At 56.3% G+C, this 14756-nt stretch carries 13 protein-coding genes; 5 read left to right on the forward strand and 8 right to left on the reverse strand.

Going from position 1 to position 14756, the window contains the following annotated elements; translation table 11 throughout:
• Positions 1 to 68 precede the first annotated feature (68 nt).
• Positions 69 to 740, forward strand: coding sequence for an OmpW/AlkL family protein (locus tag AC0J1C_RS09865; protein WP_008170303.1), 672 nt, complete (start codon positions 69 to 71; stop codon positions 738 to 740).
• A gap of 1060 nt (positions 741 to 1800) precedes the next feature.
• Here the strand turns inward: AC0J1C_RS09865 and AC0J1C_RS09870 are convergent.
• The 7 genes from AC0J1C_RS09870 to AC0J1C_RS09900 form a co-directional block, all read right to left on the reverse strand.
• Entirely contained in the window at positions 1801 to 2940 is a 1140-nt protein-coding gene (locus AC0J1C_RS09870; protein WP_473043714.1) for an IS110 family RNA-guided transposase, read from the reverse strand.
• Between the two features lie 391 nt (positions 2941 to 3331).
• The gene (locus AC0J1C_RS09875; RefSeq protein WP_473043714.1) at positions 3332 to 4471 is read right to left on the reverse strand and encodes an IS110 family RNA-guided transposase; all 1140 of its coding nucleotides are present in this window, start codon (positions 4469 to 4471) and stop codon (positions 3332 to 3334) included.
• Between the two features lie 229 nt (positions 4472 to 4700).
• On the reverse strand, positions 4701 to 5726 hold the full coding sequence (locus AC0J1C_RS09880) for an IS110 family RNA-guided transposase (RefSeq protein ID WP_008170306.1): 1026 nt from the start codon (positions 5724 to 5726) through the stop codon (positions 4701 to 4703).
• A gap of 286 nt (positions 5727 to 6012) precedes the next feature.
• A complete protein-coding gene (locus AC0J1C_RS09885; RefSeq protein WP_041654915.1) occupies positions 6013 to 7263 on the reverse strand; it encodes an NAD(P)/FAD-dependent oxidoreductase in 1251 nt (416 codons plus the stop codon).
• Positions 7264 to 7351: 88 nt separating this feature from the next.
• Positions 7352 to 8989 (reverse strand): GMC family oxidoreductase, encoded by a 1638-nt coding sequence (locus AC0J1C_RS09890; RefSeq protein ID WP_225316732.1) that lies wholly within the window; start codon positions 8987 to 8989, stop codon positions 7352 to 7354.
• 17 nt (positions 8990 to 9006) lie between these two features.
• Positions 9007 to 10419: a cytochrome P450 gene (locus AC0J1C_RS09895; RefSeq protein WP_041654913.1), complete on the reverse strand. Its 1413-nt coding sequence runs from the start codon at positions 10417 to 10419 to the stop codon at positions 9007 to 9009.
• A gap of 14 nt (positions 10420 to 10433) precedes the next feature.
• On the reverse strand, positions 10434 to 10754 hold the full coding sequence (locus tag AC0J1C_RS09900) for a 2Fe-2S iron-sulfur cluster-binding protein (protein WP_008170311.1): 321 nt from the start codon (positions 10752 to 10754) through the stop codon (positions 10434 to 10436).
• 129 nt (positions 10755 to 10883) lie between these two features.
• On the opposite strand from AC0J1C_RS09900, the gene AC0J1C_RS09905 reads away from it, so the two are divergent.
• Positions 10884 to 11951, forward strand: coding sequence for an AraC family transcriptional regulator (locus AC0J1C_RS09905; protein WP_014422290.1), 1068 nt, complete (start codon positions 10884 to 10886; stop codon positions 11949 to 11951).
• A 45-nt stretch (positions 11952 to 11996) separates the two neighbouring features.
• Here AC0J1C_RS09905 and AC0J1C_RS09910 read toward each other — a convergent pair whose 3' ends face one another.
• The gene (locus tag AC0J1C_RS09910; protein WP_014422289.1) at positions 11997 to 12611 is read right to left on the reverse strand and encodes a TetR/AcrR family transcriptional regulator; all 615 of its coding nucleotides are present in this window, start codon (positions 12609 to 12611) and stop codon (positions 11997 to 11999) included.
• 258 nt (positions 12612 to 12869) lie between these two features.
• Between AC0J1C_RS09910 and AC0J1C_RS09915 the strand changes: the two genes are divergently transcribed.
• The 3 genes from AC0J1C_RS09915 to AC0J1C_RS09925 are packed head-to-tail and all read left to right on the forward strand — an operon-like array spanning position 12870 to position 14735.
• Entirely contained in the window at positions 12870 to 13355 is a 486-nt protein-coding gene (locus AC0J1C_RS09915) for a PaaI family thioesterase (RefSeq protein WP_014422288.1), read from the forward strand.
• The gene (locus AC0J1C_RS09920) at positions 13352 to 13843 is read left to right on the forward strand and encodes a PaaI family thioesterase (RefSeq protein WP_014422287.1); all 492 of its coding nucleotides are present in this window, start codon (positions 13352 to 13354) and stop codon (positions 13841 to 13843) included. Before AC0J1C_RS09915 ends, AC0J1C_RS09920 begins: the two co-directional genes overlap by 4 nt.
• Positions 13833 to 14735, forward strand: coding sequence for an alpha/beta fold hydrolase (locus AC0J1C_RS09925; protein WP_014422286.1), 903 nt, complete (start codon positions 13833 to 13835; stop codon positions 14733 to 14735). The genes AC0J1C_RS09920 and AC0J1C_RS09925 overlap by 11 nt, the downstream gene beginning before the upstream one ends.
• Positions 14736 to 14756 lie beyond the last annotated feature (21 nt).

A 14756-nucleotide genomic window follows, 5' to 3' on the forward strand; every position in this document is an offset into this window, starting at 1 on the left:
TTGTGTTACGAAAAATTGCAGTTTTACCTAAAGCCAATTTGTTTTAATACCAAAAAGGATAATAAAAAATGAAACCTAAAATAATTAGTAAAGTCTCGTTAGTGGCGTTCCTTTTACTTTCACTTGCTGCGAGCCTGGCCAACGCTCAATCTGAGCCGGTTTACAGTAGAGGCGACTGGGTGGTTGGGCTGAATGCCACTAGAGTTCTAACCGATGAAGATTTGCGATCAGCCTCTGCGGGGAGTGCCCCCGTTCCAAATTCCAACCTGTCTATTAACAACGATACGACCGTATCATTCGACGTGTCGTATTTTCTGAGTAATCAGCTGGCATTTAACATTTTTGGCGGCATTCCCGCTAGTGCGGACCTCCAGGGCGAAGAGTCTCTCTCCGGTCTTTTTCTTGGTCAAACAGATTATGGTCCGGTAATTCTTTCGCTTCAGTATCATGTTTTGACGGGTAGCAACTTCTCTCCGTACTTTGGAGCGGGTGTAGGACGGATTCTCTTTTTAGATGAGAAGGATCGCGCACTAACCGACTTCGACGTCGAAGATACATGGGCCCCTGCGGTTCAGGCTGGTTTTCGCTGGAGGATACACAATAACTGGTCGGCAAATTTTGACGTTAGATATGCACCCTTCGAGGCGGATATCACCGGTAACCTGGGCCCGGCCCCTGTTCAGGCAAAAGTGGAAGTGGACCCCACTATCGTGAGCATCGGTGTTGCATATCGCTTTTAAATGCCAAGTATACCAACCGTCTGCATTTGCTGGTCGCTTTCAGCAACCTGCTGATTGATAAAAAACCTGCAGCGTAAGACCAATGCGCCCCTTTTCCGCCAAGATTGCGGAAAAGGGGCAAAAACCAGCGGTTATTCAGATCTTCCTTAGGTATATAGCCCCAGCCTTATGCATCATTTAAAGGTCTCGTATCGTTTAGTCGAGTAGTATATAGCCATCAGGACCGGCACGTCCTTACTATAGAAAACCTTTTCAGTAGTCCCGCAAGTTTCATTTAATCGAGCAAGTGTCTTAACATTAATACCGCTCGTAACTATCGGTTCTTGATGTCCACCATCAATAAGCCGGAATCTTACTCTGTTTGATTTACACACCGCTTGAAGCTTGCAGTCTGAAAAGCCCTGTCTTGGCTGCCACCACCCATCCGCATGAAAAAGCATATGCTCAGATGAACCAAAACAAGAGGTCGACACCGAATGGGCGATGTTGCTTATGAAGGATTGAGTGATCGGAACCTCTACCCATAATGGCCGATAGAGACTTCGCTTTTTCTTTGTGGGTAAAATCAAGTTCATATTTTCGTCGGTAATTGCAAGGTGAGGTTATTAGTGGGACATATAGAGAATTATTTCACCTACATGGACTCCCCCTGCGGTCAAGCAACGCCATTTGAATCCGAAGCGGTTTGAGACTGCGGCTCTACATTCGGCCTCTTTGTGGGCGTTTTTGCCCGGGCCAGGATGATGATGCGTGTGAGCGGGGACCTTATTCGTTGATATGACTCCCCACGTCAAGAAGCACGTACCAGTCCAGGCCCGTTTTTCAGAGCTAGGTTCCCGCTGATATAGGGCGGGTCAGGACAGACGTTGAGGCCAGTAATCGTCGACGGTTCTCATGCTGATATCCGTGGGTTCTCACCACCTTACTTTTCCGTCGTGAAGCCGGTCCTCCGTCTAGGAACGAGCGTCTGGTCTGAGGCTTCAGCCAGGCTTCCTAACGCGCGTCGAGGGTTGCTTCACACTCCGCGGCCTGAAGCGCCTGTCCTGTCCCATAATCGTTGTCATAGCATCAACCTTGGATCGGGTTTGACGATCACGACTTCCCGGGCAATGGCCCAGATGTGACCGACCAGTTCTCTGGCAATAGCGGCCACCACGACGTTTCGATGTTTACCTCGCTGCATCAGCGATCGATAGCGTCGGCAGAGCCGAACCTGGGCATCCCAGGCCTTTTCTACGATGGCCTTTGGTAGATCCTCTTGCCGTTGCTGCAGTATCCGGGAGGTTTTGGCCGGGTATCGATAGGCATGAGCCGCTTCAATGAGCATGCGCCTTGCTCGTTTGTTTCCAGCACAGGTGAGCGGCCCAATTCGTCGCCGGTTACCGCTGGATCGTTCACTGGGTGTCAGTCCGACATAGGCCATCAGTTTTCTGGGGTTGTCGAAGCGCTGGAGATCCCCCAGTTCAGCGACAACGCTGGTAGCGACCAGCAACTGAACACCCCGTAGTGCCTGGACTGCTTTGACCAGTGGGTAGAATCGCCATCGACGCACCTGATAGGTGAGTTCGTTGTCGAGCCGTTCGAGACGCTTGTGGCGTTCGACGATGGTGTAGAGCATCTCCCGGAACACGGTGTTCTGTGCTGGTGTTGGCATGACCAGTTCCGAGAGCCATCGGATGTGTGCCGCCGACCAGTTGGCCGTACCCGCGTATCGGATATCGTGCCTCAACAGGAATGCCTTGAGTTGGCTCTTGGCATTCTTGAGATCCCACATGGCGGTTTCCCGGGCCCGTGACAGATCGCGAATGGCCTCGTCTTCCGGTTCTGGCACGTAGATAGGATCGATGTCACCGTTACGCAGCAACTGAGCGAGCTGCATGCAGTCGCGTTTATCGGTTTTGACCTGCTGGCCGGGTTTCTTCGGAATCAGTGATGGTGCGACGACAAAGCAAGGATAGTCCCAGCTTGAAAGCAGACGATAGAGCCAGTAGCCACAGGGACCGGCTTCATAGACAAACTGAAGCTGGCATCCAGGGTGTCGGGATTGGAACTGTCGAACCATCTTTCGGATGGCGTAGTGCTGGGTGCCGATAGCACCGAGGTAAGTGACCGGTTCCGTTCGAGAATCTGTGGCGTAGGCCACGGAGATGGAGTCTTTGTGCGTATCCAGGCCAATGAACACTGTGCTATGTTTTTTCATGGTGCTGCCCCCCGATTTTACGCATGTGAACACGTAAATTATGGCTCTGGCTGAGGCTAACCCACGAGGTGGGGGCAGCCCCCTTAGTGGGGAGTCATAATGTCTGATATGACTCCCCACGTCAAGAAGCACGTACCAGTCCAGGCCCGTTTTTCAGAGCTAGGTTCCCGCTGATATAGGGCGGGTCAGGACAGACGTTGAGGCCAGTAATCGTCGACGGTTCTCATGCTGATATCCGTGGGTTCTCACCACCTTACTTTTCCGTCGTGAAGCCGGTCCTCCGTCTAGGAACGAGCGTCTGGTCTGAGGCTTCAGCCAGGCTTCCTAACGCGCGTCGAGGGTTGCTTCACACTCCGCGGCCTGAAGCGCCTGTCCTGTCCCATAATCGTTGTCATAGCATCAACCTTGGATCGGGTTTGACGATCACGACTTCCCGGGCAATGGCCCAGATGTGACCGACCAGTTCTCTGGCAATAGCGGCCACCACGACGTTTCGATGTTTACCTCGCTGCATCAGCGATCGATAGCGTCGGCAGAGCCGAACCTGGGCATCCCAGGCCTTTTCTACGATGGCCTTTGGTAGATCCTCTTGCCGTTGCTGCAGTATCCGGGAGGTTTTGGCCGGGTATCGATAGGCATGAGCCGCTTCAATGAGCATGCGCCTTGCTCGTTTGTTTCCAGCACAGGTGAGCGGCCCAATTCGTCGCCGGTTACCGCTGGATCGTTCACTGGGTGTCAGTCCGACATAGGCCATCAGTTTTCTGGGGTTGTCGAAGCGCTGGAGATCCCCCAGTTCAGCGACAACGCTGGTAGCGACCAGCAACTGAACACCCCGTAGTGCCTGGACTGCTTTGACCAGTGGGTAGAATCGCCATCGACGCACCTGATAGGTGAGTTCGTTGTCGAGCCGTTCGAGACGCTTGTGGCGTTCGACGATGGTGTAGAGCATCTCCCGGAACACGGTGTTCTGTGCTGGTGTTGGCATGACCAGTTCCGAGAGCCATCGGATGTGTGCCGCCGACCAGTTGGCCGTACCCGCGTATCGGATATCGTGCCTCAACAGGAATGCCTTGAGTTGGCTCTTGGCATTCTTGAGATCCCACATGGCGGTTTCCCGGGCCCGTGACAGATCGCGAATGGCCTCGTCTTCCGGTTCTGGCACGTAGATAGGATCGATGTCACCGTTACGCAGCAACTGAGCGAGCTGCATGCAGTCGCGTTTATCGGTTTTGACCTGCTGGCCGGGTTTCTTCGGAATCAGTGATGGTGCGACGACAAAGCAAGGATAGTCCCAGCTTGAAAGCAGACGATAGAGCCAGTAGCCACAGGGACCGGCTTCATAGACAAACTGAAGCTGGCATCCAGGGTGTCGGGATTGGAACTGTCGAACCATCTTTCGGATGGCGTAGTGCTGGGTGCCGATAGCACCGAGGTAAGTGACCGGTTCCGTTCGAGAATCTGTGGCGTAGGCCACGGAGATGGAGTCTTTGTGCGTATCCAGGCCAATGAACACTGTGCTATGTTTTTTCATGGTGCTGCCCCCCGATTTTACGCATGTGAACACGTAAATTATGGCTCTGGCTGAGGCTAACCCACGAGGTGGGGGCAGCCCCCTTAGTGGGGAGTCATAATGTCTAGTCGGCTTCGCTGAGCCGCAGAAATAAACAGGTTCTCCCACTCTCGGTCTGACCGTTCCGTCATCGCTTGCCGTTGCAAGACTCTTCTGGCAGGCTTGTTCTGCCTGTCGTTGGTGCTCGGTTTTAGCCCTCCACAGGCTGTGTCTTAAACTCGGTTTGATTCATGAGTAGTGCCCATATAATCCGGGCGTTCTTGGCCGCCATCGCAACGGCGGCCCGCTTGTATCCACGTCGTTCCACCAGGTCTTTGGCCCAGTCACTGAGTCGATCATTCTTATCCGGTAATTTTGCAATCACTGCCCGGGTGCCATGGATCAGCAGCGTTCGCAGGTATTTGTCCCCGCGCTTGGTGATTCGGCCAAGTCGCACCTTGCCACCGGTCGAGTATTGTCGGGGCACCAGACCCAACCATGCGGCAAAGTGTCGCCCACTTTTGAACTGTCTGGGGTCAGGCGCACTGGCCAGCAGGGCTGTTGCGGTCTGTGGTCCGATACCCGGTATGGCCATAAGGCGCTTGGCCTGCTCATCGCTCCGGGCCATCGCTTCGACCTCCCGATCGTAAGCCAGGATTTCTTCATCGAGCTGTCGAATGCGTTGGTTGATGTTGTTGATTAAGCGGCGAGCGAGCATGGGTAAGTCGTTTTCGGCATCCTCCAGGATTTCGGGAACCCGGCGCCGTGCGGCGTAACGGCCCTGGGGAATGATCAGTCCGAACTCGGCCAGCAGCCCACGAATCTGATTGATCTGCGCGGTGCGTTCTTTGGTCAGTCCACGGCGAATACGATGCAGGCACAGTACGGCTTGCTGGTCTTCGGTCTTGATTGGAACAAACCGCATATTCGGCCGACCTACTGCCTCACAGATGGCCTCGGCATCGTTGTCGTCGTTCTTGCTGCTCTTGCGATAGGGCGCGACAAACCGGGGTGCAATGATTCGGACATCGTGGCCGAGTTTGGTCATTTCCCGAGCCCAATGGTGGGCACCCGAGCAGGCTTCCATGCCAATCAGGCAGGGTGGGAGCTGAGCGATATAAGGCAACAGCTTGGGCCGGTTCAGTCGTTTGCGAACCACGACCTTGCCGTGTTGATCGGTGCCATGAATACTGAACACAGTTTTCGCCAGATCGATGCCAATGGTTGTAACATTCATGATGACTCCTCCTGCTTTTGATTGAAGATGTCAGACACCTTCAATGTGGCACATCGATGCCGTGGGAGCAGGGGGAGTCCATATCATTCGCTATGGTGCTCTCGGTTTACCAGAGCAACAGTAATGTGTCTGGCTACGGGAAATTCCGCCGGTTGTGGCTCACGCATCCTTTGCGCTCACTGAAAGCTGTCGGTCGTAGGATATGATATCCATAGGCCGTATGAGTTGTGCATTGCTTTCGCAATTTTGGGCAAACTAAGGGCACAGCTCTACTCGGTCGTCAATTTCAATTTATGGACTGACCGCTCACCAAGGACTTCAGTTCAATATCCGGATCCTTCAACATTTCAGGATTGACCTGCCTGCGTTGTTGAACGAGGGTCTTGCCGACCATAAAAGCGATGGGCAGGTTGACCGCATCAACAGCAATGACACAGCCATCGCGGAGATAGAACACCGCAAATCCCTTGTCTTCCGGGCTTCCGCGCAGCACACGCTGATCATGATATTGCGACAACCCCACCATCTGCAGACGCACGTCATACTGGTTCGACCAGAACCATGGAGCGCTATTATAGGGTTTCTTCTCGCCCATCAGGGTTGCCGCCACTGTCCGGGCCTGATCAACCGCGTTGGCGACAGATTCAAGGCGCTGCATCTTCTCGAAGAAAAGATTCCGGTGGCGGGTACAGTCGCCGATCGCCAGGATGGCTGGATCTTCTGTGCGGGTAAACTCGTCAACAATAATGCCGTCATCACAGGGCAGGCCGGCGGCCTCAGCCAGCGCGGTTTCCGGCACAACACCCACTGAAACGAGCACGATGTCGGCCGGTACAGTGCCGCCGCTCGCCAATGTCACGCCAGCCACATGCCCCTGATCGCTAGCTTCGAAACCGGTTACCGCCGTGTTCAGGCGTAGATCCACGCCAGCGTTACTGTGTTTGGTGTAAAAAAACTCCGACATTTCCGGGCCTGTTACACGCTGCATAAGACGCTCGGCCGCTTCCAGTACCGTGACATCAACGCTTTTTTTGGTAGCGCTGGCTGCCACTTCAAGGCCAATGTAACCACCACCCACGATGACCAAGCGTTTCCCCGGAACCAGTTGTTCACGCAGGGCATCCGAGTCAGCTATGTCATGTAGGTAATGAATGCCCTTCAAGTCAGCCCCGGGTGCGTTCAGGCGTCGAACGTGTGACCCCGTGGCCAGGACCAGTCGATCGTATTTCAATGTGCTCTGGTCCGACAAACTGATGGTCTTGTTGTCCCGATCAATTTGTTCGGCACGTACACCGAGCCGCAACTGATGGCCGGCGTTCTCGTACACCGAGCGCGGCTTGAGGTACAGCGACTCCTGATCCACCTCGCCTGCCAGGTAGTTCTTGGACAGGGGCGGCCGCTGATAGGGTGGATGTGGCTCTTCGCCCACCAGGACCACCTCATGTTGATATTTCTTTTGCAGCAAGGTTGTCAGGAGCGCACCTGCTGCGTGCCCGCCGCCAACGATGACTGTCGTCTCTTTCTGTTGGTTTGCCATAGCCTGTCTCTTTCTACTGTTCTTTGGAATCAGATTGATCAGAAGTCCAGATGCCAACTGAGCCCTGTGACGCCCGCGCGCGCGGAGCTCAGCCGACCATCTCCCCGGCATCCTCAAGTATCATCGCGGCACCTTTCTCGCCGATCATGGTTGCCGGCTGATTGGTGTTTCCGCCGACCAGCGTCGGCATGATGGAGGCATCGACCACCCGCAGGCATTGCAGGCCATGCACGCGCAGGCGCGGATCGACCACCGCCATCGGATCAACACCCATCTTGCAGGTGCCAACCGGGTGGTACGCTGATTCACCGCTGCGCCGTACCCATGCGGCGAGATCGTCGTCATTCTGCAGCGCCGGCCCGGGCAAGACCTCAACCTCGTGGTGCGGGGCAAACGCCGCCTGCGCCAGGATCTTGCGCACCAGGTGGACACCGCGCACCAGTCGCTCGACATCGGCGGACTCGGCCATGTAGTTGGGGTCGATCAGCGGCGCGGCAAACGGGTCGGCACTGTGCAGACCGACGCGCCCGCGCGACGACGGCCTAAGCCCGTAGATCATCACCGCGTAGCCATAACCGCTCATCGCGGTCTTCAGGTCTCGCCCGTGATCGTCGTACAGCATTGGCGCGAAGTGCAGCTGCAGGTCGGGTACCGGCTCCTCGGGCCGGGAGCGGATGAACCCGCCGGCCTCGGCGCCGTTGCTCGACAGCACGCCCCGCCGACCGCTCAGATACGTCAAAGCGCCCCACAGCCCCTTGAGCCAGTAGCTCGGATGCATCGAGATGCTTTGGCGGCTGCGGGCGCTGACGCGCACGAACACGTCGATATGATCCTGGAGATTCTGCCCGACGCCCTCCAACGCATGGCGCAGTTCTATGCCATGCCGGGACAGCTCCTCCCGCGGACCGATCCCGGACAGCATCAGCAGTTGCGGCGAGTTGAACGCGCCGCCGCAGAGCACAACTTCGCGCCCGGCACGAACCTGCGTCAGCCCCTTTGTATCGCGGTATTCGACACCGGTGGCGCGGGTGTCTTCGAGTAGCACCCGGGTGACATACGCGCCGCTGCAAACCGTCAGGTTGGAACGCGCCGTGGCGGGTTCGAGATAGGCCCGCGCGTTGCTACAGCGTGTGCCGTCTTTCTGGTAGGCGTAGTAGAAGCCCACGCCCTCCTGCTCACTGCCGTTGAAATCTGTATTGAGCCGGTACTTTGCCTGGGTCGCCGCCTCGACAAACGCCGTGCTCAGCGGATTGGTATAGCGGCGCTCGGCAACGTTCAGCGGACCACCCTGACCATGAAATTCTGCCTCATTCGGCGTAAGTTTGGGCTCGAAATGTTCCGATCGGCGGAAGTAGGGCAACACCTCGGCGTATGACCACCCTTTGCACCCCAGCCGTGCCCACTCGTCGTAGTCCCGGGCATGCCCGCGAATATAGACCTGCGCGTTCATGCCGCTGGAACCGCCAAGCATCTTGCCCCGCGGCTGAAAAAGCGCCCGGTCGTGCATGTGACGCTGCGGTTCGGTATTGAACTGCCAGTTGTAGCGGCGGCTGAACATTAGCTGCAGGAAACCCAGCGGCATGTTCACGAAAGGGTTGCGGCGGCTCTCCGGACCGGCTTCAAGCAGCAGCACAGAATGGCGACCGCTCTCCGACAGGCGGCTGGCGACAGCACATCCGGCCGAGCCCGCGCCAACCACGACATAGTCAAATTGTTCGGTCGTCATCCTGGTTAGCCTGTTCATTAACTTTTTGGTGTCAGCTGGACCATCAGCTCCGAATAGCCCCGCACGAAGTTGGACTGCACGCGCTCCGGCTCGCCGACGACTTCGATCTTGTCAAAGCGTTTGAGAATCTCTTCCCATAGGATACGCAGTTGCAATTCGGCCAGGCGGTTGCCCATGCAACGGTGAACACCGTAGCCAAATGACATATGGTTTCGTGCGTCCTTGCGATCGATAATGAAGTGATCGGGGTCTTCGAACTTGCGCTCGTCACGGTTGCCCGAGGCGTACCACATCACAACGCGATCGCCCTTTTTGATGGTCTGGCCGCCCAGCTCAACATCTTGCTTGGCGACTCGGCGCATATAGGCCAGCGGCGTTTGCCAGCGGATGATTTCCGACACCATGTTCGGAATCAGTTCCGGTTTTGCCTTCAGTTTTTCGAGCTCCTTTGGGAATTCGTTCATGGCCACCAGGCCACCACTCATTGAGTTGCGAGTGGTATCATTGCCGCCAACGATAAGCAGCGTCAGATTGCCGATAAACTCCATCGGGCGATTGATCAGATCTTTGGTGTCGTCGTTGCTCTGTAGCAGGCTGATCAAATCGAAACCGGGCTCTTCGCCCGCCGCGCGGCGCGCTTCCTTATCCCTCCAGAGCCTGGAGAAGGACCAGGCCATGTCAGCCGCGTCGTCAAACATGATCTCTTCATCGGCATACTCGCCGCCGGTTGCCGATGCTGCCCCGGCCATCCGATCCGACCACTCAACCAGCTTGTGACGTTCCTCGTAAGGAAAATCCAGAAGGGTTGCGAGCATGCGACCGGTGAGTTCCTTCGATACAGTGGGCACCCAGTTGAAGGGCTGGCCCAGAGGCAGGCTGTCAAGCACATCGCCGGTACGCGATCGGATCAGCTCCTCCATTTCCTTCAGGTTCTTCGGTGCCACCACGCCTTGAACCGAGCTGCGCTGCACATCGTGTTTTGGCGGATCCATGGCTATGAACATTTCCACCGACAGCCCCTCTGGAGGGTCACCCAGAATGATTTGCGGCTCGGCGGAAAACAGGTCGTGACTCTTATCCACGAACATGATGTCTTCAAAGCGAGTCACCGACCAGAAGGGGCCGAAGGGGCTGTTCTTCTGGTAATGGACCGGAGCCTCATCACGCAACCGTTTGAAATAGGCGCGCCACTGATCCTGCCGATATAAAAACGGATTGCTGACATCGATGTCCTCAAGGGCCAGCGTGTTAACGTCCGGGATGGCTGATTCAACAAATTCGGGCACGGGCCGGCGTGGGCCGAAGGCCTTCTTCTTGGCGCCCATTAACAGTTTCAGCCCCTGGATCTGCCTGTGCATCGGCACCACCCTGGAGGTAGCATTAATCACTCGGGACTGAATGTCGTCAAATGTTTTGGACAGTGTTGGCATGCGTCCTCCTATGATCACATCTGGAACTCGGGTAAATGCACGGTCATGCCGTCCATTTCATCAGTAATGACCACCTGGCAGCCCAGGCGCGAAGTGCTTGCCCGCTCCGGGGTCATTGACAGCATTTGCTCTTCCTCACCACCAGGCGTACCTGTCTTTCTGAACCAATCGTCCGAGACGATCACGTGGCAGGTACCACAGGCACACTCTCCCCCACAATCCCCGTCAATACCGGGAATCAGATTGTCAACGGCGATTTGCATTACCGAGGAACCAGCTTTGAATTCAGCAACATGTTCAGTTTGATCATGTTCTATAAAAGTAATCTTGCCCATTATTGTTCTCCTGCCAGTAGTGTTCAGTAATAGATATTGTCTGTCTGACGACACTCCTGTCAGGTCATTTCTTGACAAGCTGAGGTCATTTAAAGACAAAATGACGATCATTTAGGACGGGGAAGATCGATGATGACGACGCAGAAGACGGGTGATTTGCAAAAATCCGGTCCCGGTATTCCATCGAATTACTCACGGCTCATTGCACGTGAGCTCGATTTAACAGCCAAACAACTGCCACGTCTGCTGCTCGGCACCGGGCTTGGTGTGACGCAATTCCTGAGCGAGGAAAGCCTGCTTACCGCAGCGCAGCAGGTGCGGATTCTGCGCAACGCACTGGATTTGTCCGGCCAGCCGGAATTAGGGTTATGGCTAGGCAAGCGACTGACCCCGGCAACCCATGGTGCGATGGGATTCGTGGCCTACAGCAGCCCCGACTTTCTCACTGCGCTGCAAGCGATTCATACTTTTCTGCCCACGCGCGCGAGCTTCATCCAACTGCATTTGCGGCAAGTCAACGAGCGCCTGGAATGTATTCTGGACTACCAGGAGTCGCTGGACGATGACATACAGCGGTGCCTGTCGGATGCGATGGTTAAGGCCCTTTTTGAATTTGGCGAGTTTATAATTGGTCGCCCTTTGCATGAGGCTGAAATATGCTTCGCTCATCCTGAACCCCCGTATCAGGCAATGTATGCCGATTTTTTGCCCGGGCAGATTCGCTTTGATTGCGACCAGTTAAAACTTACGTTGCCGATGTCGTTGTGTCAGGAACCGAATGCCTCCGCCAATCACGAAAACTATCGTCTGGCCTTGCAACAGTGTGAATCGATGCTTGCGCAACTTCAGTCGGATAAACCGAGCTATCAGACCCAGCTGAAGATGATGATGTTGTCCCGACCGCCCGGAACGCTCAGTGAAGACGAAGCAGCAGCCTCGTTGTTCATGAGCAAACGCACCCTGGCACGCAAACTCAAACAGGAACGCAGCGGTTTTCGGAAAGTTCGCGACGAGATTCTGTCCCAGCAGACAGCGACCTACTTGCGTGACAGCCAGCTGTCAATCGAGGCCATTGCCGCGTTGATGAACTATCACGACAGTGCCAATTTCAGACGCGCCTTCAAGCGCTGGTTTGACCAGTCGCCTGAGCAGTTCAGGCAAAATGTCAGATCACAAACCGTGCATCCGCATGATTAGCGATCATAAACAGAGGCTACTTGCTTGCGTTTGTGAAGCCAGAACCTATGCCTGCCCCCCTTTATTGATCACACCGTCCATAGCGATCTGCCAGATCAAGTCGCCAATGGTGTCGAGTGAATGAGCCCCGTTCGGGTCGAACCAGGTTGCAACCCAGTTGAGCGCCCCAAGGCCGATCAGGCGAAGCAGGCGGCCATCAATATTCTTGCGGACCACGCCCTGCGCAATCATTGTTTCGAGGATACCGGCCCACAGGGACTCGTACTGGTCACGCAGTTCGATGATTTCCTCGCGAGCCTCCGGGCCCAGCGCCCGCCATTCAAACAGCAGCACGTAAACCGCGTCCGAATCGACCAACAGGGCTCGCAGATGCGCGTTGATACAAAGACGTAAACGCTCAACCGGGTCATCCGAACTGGCGTAAGCCGACTCGACCTCTGCGGTAACCAGGTCCACCCCCCGGCGCATCAGCTCGACAAGCAGCGCTTCCTTGCTGTTGTAACGATAATACAGACTTCCGGGCAGCATATTGCAGGCCTCGGCAATCTCCTTGAGCGACGTCCTTTCAAAGCCTTTCTCACGAAAAAGCCTGGCTGCGTTAGACAAAACGTCGCCCTGGTCGCCCAGTTTGCTTGGAGGAGCCATCTGTCTGTTAACCATCGCTTAAGTATCTCCTCAGCAAGCCAGTTCGTTATTCATCAGAGCGGCCACCACCTGACTTGTTACACTGATCGTACGCCATTGCACGGGTGGCGTGCCATTTGCCTCAACAGATTCTTGACTTTTGGTTGGTTAACCAACCAAAATCCAGCAACAATGTTATTCGGAAGAAACTGACATGGCAATGACATATGACAATCAGCTGTTTCCCGCCACTTCCGCCCCTGTGCGAAATGCAAACCGGGGTGGGCAGATCTGATGACGGAGTCGAACAGAGCTCAGCACAGTGACGCTGTGACGACGGCGTGGCAGTTCACCGAACAGGTTCCCCACGGCAGGGATCTGGGTATGCAGGTTGTCTCTGTGAACGGAAACCAGGTCTGCATGCGCCTGACCCCACAGCCGTGGATGTTCGCCGAAGAGGATACAAAAGAAATCTGCACCAGCGTGCTCTACTCGCTGGCCGACTCCGCCGGAGGCTTGGCGGTATTCGCGGGGGCCCTGGAGTTGATGCCCATTGCCACGCTGGATCTGCGCATGGATTATCTGCGGCCCGCCATCGGCGACCGTGCCCTCTTGGCGGTGGCCACCTGTCGTCATTTAACGGACGAGGTCGCGTTCATCCATTGCGACATCCTCAGCGAGAGCGATAGTGCACTGTTAGCGACGGCAAACGCCACCTTCATGCGCAACACCCAGGGCCAGCGATTCCAGGCCGGTGGACGAAAAAAGGAGGGCGCATGAGCACGACTGGCGATTCGGCACAACCCATCTCAGGCCCTACCGAAAGCGGGAAAGAATGTTCCGACTGGCAGGCTCTGCTGGAGCGCATTCCCTACGCACGGCACCTTGGGCTTGAGGTTCAACGCGACGATGTAGGTCTAGTGGTTCATATGCCGTGTCGTGAAGCGCTCATTGGCAACTTTATGCTACCCGCCCTCCATGGCGGCGTGCTTGGCGCCCTGATCGAACTCACCGCGCGGGTCGCTGCGCAAAGCCAGGATACCGACAAACGTTGCCCACGCATTCTCGACAGCCACATTAACTACCTCCGTTCCGCGCAGGCCCGATCGACGTTCGCCAGCGCCGAAATTGTTCGACAAGGCAGGCGGAGCAGCCTGGTCCGGGTGACCTGCTGGCAGGGCGATAAGCGCAAACCGATCGCCAGCGGTCAGGTTCAGTTGTTGCTCCCGACAGTGGCGGCCAAAGAAGCAGATCTTCATGAACAATAAGCACAACAACCCTGAACGCGACCAATTCCAGGCGCCGGATGGCGCGGAGATCGCACTGTGGCGCTGGCCGCAATCCAAAGCGCGCCCCACGGTGCACTGGGCGCATGCAACGGGTTTCCATGGCCGCCTGTACCGCCCCCTCCTTGATGGGCTTGCCACGGACGTCAATGTCCTGGCCTGGGACATGCGGGGGCACGGGGCCAGCGCCGGTGCGGCGAACTTTTCGACATTCCGGGGCTGGGAAACCTACTATCGCGACATGACCGCTCTGCTGGGTAGCCTGGACGAGCCGGTCTGGCTCGCCGGCCATTCTATCGGTGCCACCACCAGCATCATGGCCGCTGCCCGACGGCCAGACAAAGTGCTGGGCCTGATTCTGGCGGAACCGGTGATCATGGATCCGGGGCAGGGCCTGAAGTTGTGGCTGGCCAAGCTGCTACGCCAGTCACATCGGTTGTCACTGGCCGCCGGAGCCGCACGTCGGCGCCGGGTATTCGACTCGCACGCTGCTGCGCTGGACAACTATCGGGGCCGCGGTGGCTTCAAGACCTGGCCCGATGCATGGCTGGAGGCCTACATCCAACACGCTTTTCTGCCGCAGGACGATCAAGTTCGCCTGGCGTGTGCGCCGGAGTGGGAGAGCACCACCTTTGCCCATACCGAACACAACCCCTGGCCCGGTATTCGTCAGTTGCGGTGCCCGGTTATCGCGCTGGCGGCGGAACGCGGGTCAACCTTCTCGCCGGCGGCGCAAAAACGTCTGCAGACCTTGTTGCCCTCGGCTGACGTGAGGGTTCTTGAGGGTACGACTCATTTTCTGCCCATGGAACAGAAGGAAGCCGTTCGCGATGCCATCCTGCAACTTGCTTTGTCCAGACACCGCGAGAACTGATACCCACACCTTGATTTTGCC

The organism is Marinobacter sp. E2 (genome assembly GCF_055755345.1).

What these genes read in the sequence shown, in the direction of transcription:
- AC0J1C_RS09865 (WP_008170303.1), top strand. Translation starts at nt 69, where the DNA reads ATGAAACCTAAAATAATTAGTAAAGTCTCGTTAGTGGCGTTCCTTTTA.
- AC0J1C_RS09870 (WP_473043714.1), bottom strand. Translation starts at nt 2,940, where the DNA reads ATGAAAAAACATAGCACAGTGTTCATTGGCCTGGATACGCACAAAGAC.
- AC0J1C_RS09875 (WP_473043714.1), bottom strand. Translation starts at nt 4,471, where the DNA reads ATGAAAAAACATAGCACAGTGTTCATTGGCCTGGATACGCACAAAGAC.
- AC0J1C_RS09880 (WP_008170306.1), bottom strand. Translation starts at nt 5,726, where the DNA reads ATGAATGTTACAACCATTGGCATCGATCTGGCGAAAACTGTGTTCAGT.
- AC0J1C_RS09885 (WP_041654915.1), bottom strand. Translation starts at nt 7,263, where the DNA reads ATGGCAAACCAACAGAAAGAGACGACAGTCATCGTTGGCGGCGGGCAC.
- AC0J1C_RS09890 (WP_225316732.1), bottom strand. Translation starts at nt 8,989, where the DNA reads ATGACGACCGAACAATTTGACTATGTCGTGGTTGGCGCGGGCTCGGCC.
- AC0J1C_RS09895 (WP_041654913.1), bottom strand. Translation starts at nt 10,419, where the DNA reads ATGCCAACACTGTCCAAAACATTTGACGACATTCAGTCCCGAGTGATT.
- AC0J1C_RS09900 (WP_008170311.1), bottom strand. Translation starts at nt 10,754, where the DNA reads ATGGGCAAGATTACTTTTATAGAACATGATCAAACTGAACATGTTGCT.
- AC0J1C_RS09905 (WP_014422290.1), top strand. Translation starts at nt 10,884, where the DNA reads ATGATGACGACGCAGAAGACGGGTGATTTGCAAAAATCCGGTCCCGGT.
- AC0J1C_RS09910 (WP_014422289.1), bottom strand. Translation starts at nt 12,611, where the DNA reads ATGGTTAACAGACAGATGGCTCCTCCAAGCAAACTGGGCGACCAGGGC.
- AC0J1C_RS09915 (WP_014422288.1), top strand. Translation starts at nt 12,870, where the DNA reads ATGACGGAGTCGAACAGAGCTCAGCACAGTGACGCTGTGACGACGGCG.
- AC0J1C_RS09920 (WP_014422287.1), top strand. Translation starts at nt 13,352, where the DNA reads ATGAGCACGACTGGCGATTCGGCACAACCCATCTCAGGCCCTACCGAA.
- AC0J1C_RS09925 (WP_014422286.1), top strand. Translation starts at nt 13,833, where the DNA reads ATGAACAATAAGCACAACAACCCTGAACGCGACCAATTCCAGGCGCCG.